This window comes from Rhizobium sp. NZLR10 (assembly GCF_019685125.1).
GTDB lineage: Bacteria > Pseudomonadota > Alphaproteobacteria > Rhizobiales > Rhizobiaceae > Rhizobium.
On record NZ_JABDWE010000015.1, the window covers coordinates 84,711 to 96,380 of the forward strand.

The following is an 11,670-nucleotide window of genomic DNA, read 5'->3' on the forward strand; positions in this document are numbered from 1 at the left end:
ACCTTGTCACGAATTAATTCATTGCGGACGATGAAATCGGCCACTTTTCACCTATTCTTAACCACGAGGGTCAATAGACAATAGAATATGCAGTCCGGTCGGCGTTTTGCGAGCATGTATGTTCGGGAGGCTTGGCGGCGCGCCTTGCGCCGCGTCGCGTTGCTGCGCCTGAAGCTCCTCCGCCATTCGATCAACGCGCCCGAGCGTCTCATCGTCGCGCCGACCGATCTCCGCAGCATCGATTCGCATGTGGCCGACGAAATCCTCAACGGACGGTTTCTCCTGGCCGGGCGGATGTTGGAAACGAGTGGAAAGTCACCCTTCAACTTCACCCTGCCCTCGCGCCCCTTCGCCATCCGCCTTCACAGCTTCGGCTGGCTCCGGCACATGCGGGCGAACAAGACGGAGCGCAGCTCGGCTGCAGCCCGTGCGATCGTCGACAGCTGGCTCTCCATCCATGCCGGCCGCATGGAGGGGATTGCATGGGAGACCGACGTCACCGCCCAGCGCGTCATCGCCTGGCTGTCGCATTCGCCGGTGGTGTTGCAGAATGCCGACCGCGGCTTTTATCGCCGCTTCATGAAGTCGCTGGCGTTCCAGGTGAGGTTCCTGCACCGCATGGCGCCGTATACGCTTGGCGGTCTGGAGCTGTTTCGGCTGCGTATCGCGCTCGCCATGGCCTCGGTTGCCATGCCTGCCCGCGCATCCACGCTCAGAAAGGCGGCGCAGGCGCTCGACCGCGAATTCGATAGCCAGATTCTGCCGGATGGCGGCCATATCTCGCGCAATCCGCGCGTCGGCCTGGAATTGCTGCTCGATCTGCTGCCGCTAAGGCAAACCTATGTCAATCTCGGCCACGACCTGCCGCAGAAGCTGATATCCGGCATCGACCGCATATACCCGGCATTGCGGTTCTTTCGCCATCAGGACGGGGATCTGGCGCTGTTCAACGGGGCGACCTCAACGTTGGCAAACGAGCTGATCTCCGTACTGCGCTATGACGAGACCGCCGGCCAGCCGTTCAAGGCCTTGCCGCATTCCCGCTATCAGCGGCTTTCCGGGGGAAAGACAGTAATCATTGCCGATGCCGGCACGCCGCCTTCGGGAGGCGCACTTCGGACCGTACATGCCGGTAGCCTCTCCTTCGAAATGTCGTCCGGCCGTCACCGTTTCATCGTCAATTCCGGTTCGCCGAAATTTAACGGGCACCGTTATGTCCAGATGGCGCGCACGACGGCGGCGCATTCGACGGTTATCCTCAACGACACCTCGTCCAGCCGTTTTTCGCCCTCGCCTTTCCTCAATCACGCGATCACCGAACCGGTGAGAACAGTCACCGTCGAGCGTTCCGAAACGGAGGATGGGCGCGACGGCATCAAGCTTAGCCACGACGGTTATCTCAGAGCGTTCGGGTTGTTGCATGAGCGTGAGCTGACACTCAATGCCGCAGGCTCGATCGTCACCGGCCGCGACCGGCTCGTCGTCCGGGAAGGATATGAGCATGACGAGCCGCTGAAGGCTGTCGCCCGTTTTCATATCCATCCGTCGATCGTCCTACATCAGGGTGACGGCGAGTCCGTGCTGCTGACGGCGCCAGACGGTGAAAGCTGGCTGTTTTCCGCACCCGGCAGTGAAGTGCTGATCGCCGAGGACATCTTCTTTGCCGACAGCTCCGGCATTTGCGGTTCGGACCAGATCGAAATCGACTTCGATCTTGCCGAGAAGACGGAAATCCGTTGGTTTTTGTCCCGTAAGGGATAGCACCTGTTTGCGCGGCGACGAAGCTGTGCTAACGCGGCCTCAGAATGCGAGCGTCCTGGAGCAGGATGGTCTTGGGCCCACGTCGGCCTGAAATCCGAATCCTGCTCTAAATTAAGCGGATGTCTCCCGAAGCCCGAATGGAGAAGGTTTCATGGCCGTCATTTCCAAGAAAATCCCCGCCCCCGACAAGATCGAAATCAAGACCGCCCTCCTCTCCGTCTTCGACAAGATCGGGATCGTCGAACTGGCCCGAGCACTGTCTGCCAGAGGCGTGCGACTGCTCTCGACCGGCGGCACCTTCAAAGCGATCGCTGCTGCCGGCCTTGCGGTCATCGATGTCTCCGAAATCACCGGTTTTCCCGAGATCATGGACGGGCGGGTCAAGACGCTGCATCCGACGGTGCATGGCGGCCTGCTGGCGATCCGCGACGATAGCGAACACCAGGAGGCGATGAAACAGCATGGCATCGAGGCCATCGACCTCGCCGTCATCAACCTCTATCCCTTCGAAGAAGTGCGCGCCGCCGGCGGTGATTATCCGACAACCGTCGAGAATATCGATATTGGCGGGCCGGCGATGATCCGGGCATCGGCCAAGAATCATGCCTATGTGACGATCCTGACCGATCCGGCGGATTATGCCGAGTTCACAGAGCAGCTTTCCGCAGATGAGGGCAAGACCGCCTATGCCTTCCGCCAGCGCATGGCCGCCAAGGCCTATGCCCGCACTGCGGCCTATGACGCTATGATTTCCAACTGGTTCGCAGAAGTGCTGTCGATCGACACGCCTCGCCACCGCGTTATCGGCGGCGCGCTGAAGGAAGAGATGCGTTACGGCGAAAATCCGCACCAGAAGGCGGCCTTCTACGTCACCGGCGAGAAGCGCCCGGGTGTTTCGACGGCTGCCCTCCTTCAGGGCAAGCAGCTCTCCTACAACAATATCAACGATACCGATGCCGCCTATGAGCTGGTCGCCGAATTCCTGCCTCAGAAGGCGGCTTGCGCCATCATCAAGCATGCCAATCCCTGCGGCGTCGCCACCGGATCAAGCCTGGTCGAGGCCTATCGGCGGGCACTCGCCTGCGATAGCGTTTCCGCCTTCGGCGGCATCATCGCGCTCAATCGGACGCTGGATGCCGAAACGGCCGAGGAGATAGTCAAGCTCTTCACCGAAGTGATCATCGCGCCTGATGTCACGGCGGAAGCGAAGGCGATCGTCGCCCGCAAGCCGAACCTGCGGCTGCTGTCTGCCGGCGGCCTGCCCGATCCGCGCGCCGCGGGCCTGACAGCAAAGACCGTTTCCGGCGGCCTGCTGGTCCAGAGCCGCGACAACGGCATGGTCGAGGATCTGGAGCTCAAGGTCGTCACCAGGCGGGCGCCGACGGCGCAGGAGCTTGATGATATGAAGTTCGCCTTCAAGATCGGCAAACATGTGAAATCGAACGCCGTGGTCTATGCCAAGGACGGCCAGACGGCCGGTATCGGCGCCGGCCAGATGAGCCGTGTCGATTCCGCCCGCATCGCCGCGCTCAAAGCCGAAGAGGCGGCCAAGGCGCTCGGCCTTGCCGTGCCGATGACGCATGGTTCGGCCGTCGCCTCCGAAGCCTTCCTGCCGTTTGCCGATGGTCTTCTGTCGATGATCGCTGCAGGCGCGACGGCGGTTATCCAGCCGGGCGGCTCGATGCGCGACCAGGAGGTCATCGATGCCGCCGACGAACATGGCATTGCGATGGTCTTTACCGGCATGCGCCATTTCCGGCACTGAATGCGTGGCGGAAATGCTCTATCTCTTTGTTTTTACCCAATTCCGGATGTAAAATCATCCCGTCCCAGGTATTGCTAGGCCCGATCGGCCGGATAGGGCGTGCGGACGAGCAGCACCAGGCCGCCGGCGAGAAACAGGATCAGCGTTGCCATTCCAAGCCGCGGTGATCCACTCATATAGGTGACCAGCGAGAAGAGCAGCGTCGCCATGAAACTCGTGGCGCGCCCCGAAAGCGCGTAGATGCCGAAATAGCGACCGGCTTCCTCCGGGCTGACGCTACGGGCGAGATAGGAGCGCGAGGAGGCCTGCACCGGCCCGAAGGCAAACCCGATCAACAGACCATAGAGGATATAGGCCTTTTCCGCCGCAGTGCCGAAGAGGCCGCCGGAATCCGCCGTCGGCAGCGGCATCAGTCCGAACAGGGTATAACCCGGCCCTGTCGAGATGATGCCGATGGTGGCGAGGAGCAGCATGGTGAGGCTGATGACGACGGTCACCTTCGACCCGACACTCTTGTCGATACGCCCGGCAATCAGGCAGCCGAAAATCGCGACGACGTTGAGGATGATGCCGTAGATGCCGATCTCGATCGTTGCCCAGCCGAACATGCCGGCCGCGAAGATGCCGCCGAGGATCAGCAGCCCGTTGACGCCGTCCTGGTAGATCATCCGGGCGATGAGGAATTTGAGGATGCCGCGGCGCTCCTTCAGTTCACCAAGCGTGTTTCTCAGCTCTCGCAGGCCCGAACGGACGGCGGTGCCGAAGGGAAGACCCCTGCCGACATCCGGCGTGAAGAAGAACATCGGCAGGATGAAGATCAGATACCAGACGGCCGAGATCGGCCCGGTGATGCGTGCATCCTCTCCGGTCCGAGGATCGAGACCAAATAGCGGATCGAGGCCTAGGATGGTCTTGCCGGTCTCGGGGCTTGCCGCCAGCAACGTGACGACGGCGATGAGCACGATGATGCCGCCGAGATAACCAAGCCCCCAGGCGGTGTTGGAGAGCTTGCCGACCTCGTGCTTGGCGACCAGGCGCGGCATCATCGAATCGTTGAAGACGATCGAAAACTCGGCCGAGATCGAGGCGAGGATCATGAAAATCGCGGGATAAATAACAGCCGAGCCGGGGGCTGCGAACCACAGGCAGAAAAGGCTGGCGATCTTGATGATCGCAAAGAAGCCGATCCAGGGTTTGCGTGCGCCTGACTGGTCGGCGATCGAGCCGAGAATGGGCGAGAGCAGGGCGATGATCACCGATGAGATCGTCGCCATGTTGCTCCACGTCGTCTGCGCGGAAACGGGGTCATCGGTCAGGCGGGAAACGAAATAGGGTCCGAAGATGAAGGTAGTGACCACGGTAAAGAAGGGCTGGGCTGCCCAATCGAAGAACATCCACCCCCAGATGCCCTTCTCCGTGGCCTTCGGGGGCTGCGTTCCTGTCCAGTCAATGCGATTCAACATCCGCTCCTTTTTCAGCGGACTGTCTCACCTCACCCGGTCGCGCGCAAGATCGGTCAGGATACCTGCAGCAACGGTAATACGCGCAAGGTTAGGATCGCCGCTGTCGCTGAGGCTCGAAAGCTCTTCGACGATGCGGTTGATGCGGATACGATCCTGCGCATGCCAAGCCTGAACCGGAAGCTTCTCCTTGCCGTGATCGGACAGGGCCGAGATGACGATGTCGCGTCTTGCGCTGGCGATCTGGTCGATGCTGCGGGCAAGCGCCAGGTTCTCGTAATGGTCGGAAGTGAGGATCCGCCCGCCCGCTGCCAGCAGCCGGGCAATGCGGAAAGTCTGCGACACTGCGAAGTAGTTTTCGGCGGCCCGCACCAAGGTCTCGCCGGTGCGCTCGGCAATCTGCATGATCTCCGGCACCAGCGCAAAACTTTGGAGATTGGCGATCTCGGCTGCGAGTTTTTCGGGCACGCCTGCCTGACTATACTCCGCCTGCCGGGCGGCGGCATCGCCGGCCGATTGTTCGGCAAAGGCAGGCCTCAGCTTCTTCAAGGCAGCCTGGAGCCGGCTAATCACCTCCGCCATATCGGCCTTGGTCATGCCGGTCTTCAAGAGCAGGCGTGTCAAGACGGTAAAGCTATGGCTTATTTCCTCGTAGATGCGGTTCTGCATCTCGCCCGATATCCGGCCGTCGAGCGCATCCGTTTCGGCCCAGAGCCTGTTCAGGTCGAAACCGTCGCGGGCAACGATCGCCGCGCGCACCACCTCCGGTGCCGAGGCCGCCGTCGCGTCCATCATGGCGACGGTGAAGCTCGGCCCGCCGCGGTTGATCGCCTCGTTGGCAAGCACGGTCGCGACAATTTCGCGCTTCAGCCGGTGGCCGGCAATATCGCCGGCATTCGACTTCTGCATCTTGACCGGGAAATAATTCAAAAGCGTCGCGGTAAAATAGGGATCGTCCGGCAGATCGCTGGCGGCCAGCGCATCGAAGAGCACGATCTTGGCGTAGGATACCAACACGCCGATTTCCGGCCGCGTCAGCGGCTTGCCGGCGGCATAGCGTTCAGCAAGGCTCTGCTCGTCCGGCAAAGTCTCGACCTTGCGGTTCAGCTGGCCGGCGGCCTCGAGCACGCTCATGAAACGGCCGAGTTCGAGACCGTTTGCCGTGCCCTTGCGTTCCGTCAGCGAGATCGCCAGCGACTGCAGGTAGTTGTTGCGTAGCACCAGGATCGCCACTTCGCTGGTCATCGAGGACAGAAGCTGGTCGCGTTTTGCCCGCGTCATGCGCCCGTTATGCATGGCGGCTGCCAGCGCGATCTTGATGTTGACCTCGACGTCCGAGGTGTTGACGCCGGCCGAGTTGTCGATGGCGTCGGAATTGCAGCGCCCGCCCTTGAGACCATAGGCGATGCGGCCCTTCTGGGTGACACCGAGGTTTGCGCCCTCGCCGATCACCTTGGCGCGCACTTCGGCCGCCGTGACGCGGATCGGGTCGTTGGCGCGGTCGCCAACTTCGGCGTCGGTTTCGGGCGCCGCTTTCACATAGGTGCCGATGCCGCCGAACCAGAGCAGGTCGACCGGGCTCTTCAAGATCGCCGTGATGATTTCGAAGGGCGTCGCCACGGCCTTGTCGAGGCCGATCGCGGCAACCGCTTCCGGGGTCAGAGTGACCGATTTCGCCGCGCGGGAGATGATCATCGCACCTTTGGAGAGCACGGTTTTGTCGAAATCCTGCCAGCTTGACCGCGGCAGGTCGAAGAGACGCTGGCGCTCGGCCAGCGTCTTTTCCATATCGGGATCGGGATCGATGATGATGTCGCGGTGGTCGAAGGCGGATATGAGGCGGATCTTCGGAGAGAGCAGCATGCCATTGCCGAAGACGTCGCCGGACATGTCGCCGACGCCGGCAACGGTGAAGGGCGTCGTCTGGATGTCGATGTCCATTTCGCGGAAATGGCGCTTGACGGTTTCCCAGGCGCCGCGGGCAGTGATGCCCATCTTCTTGTGGTCGTAACCGGCCGAGCCGCCGGAGGCGAAGGCATCGTCCAGCCAGAAGCCGGCTTCTTGGGCCAGCGCATTGGCGGTATCGGAGAAGGTTGCGGTGCCCTTGTCGGCGGCGACGACGAAATAGGGATCGTCACCATCGAGCCGAACGGTGTCCTTCGGCGGCACAATCTCGGCGCTCGATATATTATCGGTGATCGACAGCAGCGTGCGGATATAGGTCTTGTAAGCCTCGCGGCCGGCATTGAAGATCTCGTCGCGGCTGCCGCCGATGGGGAGCTTCTTCGGATAGAAGCCGCCCTTGGCGCCGACCGGCACGATGACCGCGTTCTTCACCTGCTGGGCCTTGACGAGGCCGAGCACCTCGGTGCGATAATCCTCGGCACGATCCGACCAGCGCAGGCCACCGCGCGCCACCTTGCCAAAGCGCAGGTGCACGCCTTCGACTTCGACGCCATAGACGAACATTTCGCGGAAGGGTTTCGGCTGCGGCAGGCCGTCGACCAGGTGCGGATCAAGCTTGAAGGCCAGCATCGACTTTGGGGAGCCGTCTGGATTCTTCTGGAAATAATTGGTGCGAAGCGTCGCATCGACGATATTGACGTAACGGCGCAGGATACGGTCGTCGTCAAGACTCGGCACGTCGGTAAGCTCGGCCTCGATCGCCTGGTGCAGGTCGGCAAGCTTCTTGAGGCGGGCCTTCTCGGAAAGCGTGGTATCGAGCGTGTCGTGGAACAGCCGGAAGATGGCGGCGGCGACAGCAGGATATTTGTCGAGCGTGGTTGCGATGTAATCCTGCGAATAGGCAATGCCGGCCTGGCGGAGATAACGTGCATAGGCGCGCAGCACGTTCGTCTCGCGCGCTGAAAGCCCGGCCGAAAGGATCAGCCGATTGAAGCTGTCATTGTCGATCGTGCCGGCGAAGGCGGCGACGAAGGCTTCTTCGAGGGCAGCGCCGTAGCGCTGCAGGTCTATGTCGCCGCCATTGCGGGCCTCGAGCTCCATATCGTGCAGCACGACGAGTTTCGTTTCTCCATCGGCGGCCGGCACCCCAATGTCGAAGGTGCGTTCGCTGACGACATTGAAGCCGAGATTTTCCAGAAGCGGTACGCGGCGCGACAGCGCCAGCTGGCCGCCGGCGTGGAAGATTTTCAGCGAGAGGATGCGGCCCCGTTCTTCCGGACGATGGTAGAACTGGATGCGAAGCGGCTCGCCAGCGGCGCAGGCGCCGATATCGGCGAGGTCGGCAACGGTTTCCTCCGGAGTGAAGGAATCCTGGAAGGCCTGGTCGACCGATATCTTCGGCGCCTTGGCCCCGGCCAGCGCCTCGAAACGGTCGTCCCAACGAGCGGTGATTTCGCGGATCACCTGCTCGAGCTTTGCCTGCGGAATACGCGGCGTCTTGCCGCCGGAGCGGCCGATGATGAAATGCACGCGCGCCACGCCGCCTTCCGGGAAAGCCGGATAATAGGCGGAGACACGACCGTCATAGACAGTCTTCAGATAGGTGCCGATCCGCTCGCGGACGATCGAGTCGTATTCCTCGCGCGGCACGTAGATGATCACCGAGACGAAGCGGTCGAAATGGTCGATGCGCGGCAGGACGCGCACGCGCGGACGGTCGGCCAAGTCATTGATCTGTTCGGCAAAATTTGCAAGCAACGTGGTGTCGATCTGGAAAAGGTCGTCGCGCGGATAAGATTCCAGCGTGTTGTCGAGCATGCGGCCGGAATGGCTCATCGGGTCGAAGCCGAAATGCTCCTTCACCTTTTCGATCTTGGAACGCAGCAGCGGGATTTCAGAGGCGAGCGACGTATAGGCCGTCGAAGTGAAGAGCCCGACGATGCGCAGTTCGCCGGTGACGTTGCCCGCAGCGTCGAAACGTTTGACGCCGACATAATCCATATAGGCCCGGCGATGGACGATCGATTTCACATTTGCCTTGGTGACGATGAGGAAATCGGGGCCGTCGAGGAAGGCCAGGATCTCAGGCGTCGTCGTCACGGCGTCCTTGCCGGTGCGCAACACCAGCACATCCGGGTTGGAGAGCATGCCGAGGCCAGCACCCTTGTCGCGTTCGACCCTGGCATCGGAACCTTTGCCGGAATAGATATATTCACGCATCCCGAGGAAAGTGAAATTCTCATCGCGCAGCCATGTCAGGAAGGCGATTGCCTCATCGCGATCAGCCTTCTTCCGGGTGGTGCCGTTGGCTGAGAGCTCGGCGATCACCCCGTCGATCTTGGAAAGCATCGGCTTCCAGTCGGACACCGACAGGCGGACCTGCTCGAGCACGGTTTCGACACGTTTGACGAGATCTGCGGCCTGGGCGAAGTTGAGCGGCGCAATGTGGAGCTGGATATGGCTGACGCGGTTGGCCGGGTCGCTCGGATGATCGGCGGAATAAATCGCCGGCGCCTTACCCTTTTCCATGATCAGGATGGGATGCACGGCCATGAACAGGTCGCGATAGGTGCTCGTCACTTCACCCATGACCGATTCAAACAGAAAAGGCATGTTCCGGTCGGTGACCGATAGCACCGAAACGGCAATGCCATCTGGCGTCACATCGGCAATGGTGTCGATGCCGACACGAGGCGCCTTGCCATTCCAGGCGGCAAGTTCCTTTGCCGAATGCACGGCGGAGAGCGCCAGCATCTCAGGCGTATAGAGTTCGAGATCGTCATTGCTGGCCCGGCCGAAGAGTATTTCCGGATCGAGATGCGCCTCGCCCGTCGCCTTGGCGATCTTGCGTGCGCTTTCGATCTGCTTTTCCCGTTTCGGATTGTTTCTGGCAGCCATGGATCGCCTCCCGCAATGGACTGATTTTCTGCAAGCTAACAGAAGATTCTTCGAAAAAATCTCTAAAATGGAGGCCCGAACGATTGTCTTGATGCTTTTTTGACCCTCAAAATAGGAAATGAAGAGGGATTTTTTCGCTTTCCTGGCCAAAACGAACGGGGAAGCCTCTTTTTAGTTTTCGTTTCGCCTACATTTCCATGCCCACGTGAAGAATGGTTGACAGCGCGCCGTCAAAAAGATCATCAAAACGCGATCATCATTCGGACCTCGGTATCATGTCGGAAAATGCAGCGGGCGCAGTCATTGTCATCTCCAGTCATGTGGTGCGCGGCTCGGTCGGCAACCGGGCGGCGGTCTTTGCACTGGAGACGCTCGGTCATCCTGTCTGGGCGCTGCCGACCATCGTGCTTCCCTGGCATCCCGGCCACGGCCGCTCGACGCGGCTGACATTTGCGGAAGCGGATTTCGACGCGGCGATCGACGATCTAATCCGCGCGCCCTGGATCGGCGAAGTCAGGGCGGTGCTTTCGGGCTATTTCGGCAATGCCGCCCAGGCGCGTTCCGTCGCCCGGCTGATCGCTGCGCTCCGGCAAGATAATCAGGAACTGCTTTATGTCTGCGATCCCGTCATGGGCGATCTCGGCGGCCTCTACGTGCCGGAAGCGACCGCAGAGGCTATTCGCGATCATCTCATCCCGCTCGCCTCGCTGGCGACGCCGAACCGCTACGAACTCGCATGGCTTTCGGGGGCAGCGCTTGAAGACAACAGCGCGATCATGGAGGCGGCGCTGGCGCTCGGACCATCGCGCATGCTCGTCACCTCGGCCGTGCCGATGATGGCGGGCGGTACCGGCAATCTCTATCTTTCCGGCCGTCACGCGCTTCTTGCCGAGCACCGCGTCGTCGAAAATCCGCCGAATGGGCTCGGCGACCTGCTTGCTGCCGTCTTCCTGTCGCGCCTGCTTTCCGGCCTCAAGGACGAAAAAGCGCTTCAGCTTGCCACCGCCAGCGTCTTCGAGGTGCTTGCGCGCGCCGTCAAGCGCGGCAGCAACGAATTGATGTTGGCAAGCGATGCTTCCAGCCTTTCGACGCCGATGGCCATGGTGCAGATGCGCCGGCTCGTGCATCCGGCGCAGCGGCGGAAAAAATGACACATCGGCCAATGCGTTCATTTTGCAGTGCAGCAGTTGATCTTGTCTTCCGCGCGCGCTAATCCAGAAGCATGCAGCGTTTTCCAAATCCTCTTCTGGACGGCTATCGCAACTTTATGAGCGGACGTTATGCCGACGCCCGCGACAGGTATCGGCAGCTTGCCGAAAACGGTCAGAGTCCCCATACGCTGGTCATTGCCTGTTCGGATTCACGTGCGGCACCGGAGCTGATCTTCGATGCCGGCCCGGGCGAGCTCTTCGTCATTCGCAACGTTGCCAACATGGTGCCGCCTTACGAGCCGGACGGTCACTTCCATTCGACGTCGGCCGCGCTCGAATTTGCCGTGCAGGCGCTGAAGGTCTCGGATATCGTCGTGATGGGCCATGGCCGCTGCGGCGGAATCCGTGCAGCGCTCGATCCGAACGCCGAGCCGCTGTCGCCCGGCGATTTCATCGGCCGCTGGATGTCGCTGGTCAAGCCCGCCGCCGAGCAGATCCAGAGCAACGATGTGATGACGGCGGCCGAGCGGCAGACGGCGCTGGAGCGTGTCTCGATCCGCAATTCGATCGACAATCTCAGAAGCTTTCCCGACATCAAGGCGCTCGAGGAAGCAGGAAAAATGCACCTCCATGGCGCATGGTTCGATATCTCCACAGGCGAACTCTGGGTGATGGATGCTGAGACTCGTGACTTCATTCGTCCAGAAATCTAGGGCCAGAAATCTAGGGA

Annotated in this window: 6 protein-coding genes; 4 read left to right on the forward strand and 2 right to left on the reverse strand. The window is 61.1% G+C overall.

What is annotated here, in order from left to right; all coding sequences use genetic code 11:
* The first annotated feature begins 87 nt into the window (after positions 1–87).
* Together HJB82_RS21780 and purH are read left to right on the forward strand one after the other, a co-directional pair.
* Entirely contained in the window at positions 88–1,761 is a 1,674-nt protein-coding gene (locus tag HJB82_RS21780; RefSeq protein WP_221141391.1) for a heparinase II/III family protein, read from the forward strand.
* A gap of 151 nt (positions 1,762–1,912) precedes the next feature.
* Positions 1,913–3,526 (forward strand): bifunctional phosphoribosylaminoimidazolecarboxamide formyltransferase/IMP cyclohydrolase, encoded by a 1,614-nt coding sequence (gene purH, locus HJB82_RS21785; protein WP_221141393.1) that lies wholly within the window; start codon positions 1,913–1,915, stop codon positions 3,524–3,526.
* Positions 3,527–3,600: 74 nt separating this feature from the next.
* Here the strand turns inward: purH and HJB82_RS21790 are convergent, their stop codons facing one another.
* Both HJB82_RS21790 and HJB82_RS21795 read right to left on the reverse strand, forming a co-directional pair.
* Positions 3,601–4,989: an MFS transporter gene (locus HJB82_RS21790; protein ID WP_221131594.1), complete on the reverse strand. Its 1,389-nt coding sequence runs from the start codon at positions 4,987–4,989 to the stop codon at positions 3,601–3,603.
* Between the two features lie 24 nt (positions 4,990–5,013).
* Positions 5,014–9,789 (reverse strand): NAD-glutamate dehydrogenase, encoded by a 4,776-nt coding sequence (locus HJB82_RS21795; RefSeq protein WP_221141396.1) that lies wholly within the window; start codon positions 9,787–9,789, stop codon positions 5,014–5,016.
* A 275-nt stretch (positions 9,790–10,064) separates the two neighbouring features.
* Between HJB82_RS21795 and pdxY the strand changes: the two genes are divergently transcribed.
* Positions 10,065–10,940, forward strand: coding sequence for a pyridoxal kinase PdxY (gene pdxY, locus HJB82_RS21800; protein ID WP_221141398.1), 876 nt, complete (start codon positions 10,065–10,067; stop codon positions 10,938–10,940).
* A gap of 71 nt (positions 10,941–11,011) precedes the next feature.
* Positions 11,012–11,653, forward strand: coding sequence for a carbonic anhydrase (locus tag HJB82_RS21805; RefSeq protein ID WP_207582295.1), 642 nt, complete (start codon positions 11,012–11,014; stop codon positions 11,651–11,653).
* Positions 11,654–11,670: the final 17 nt, after the last annotated feature.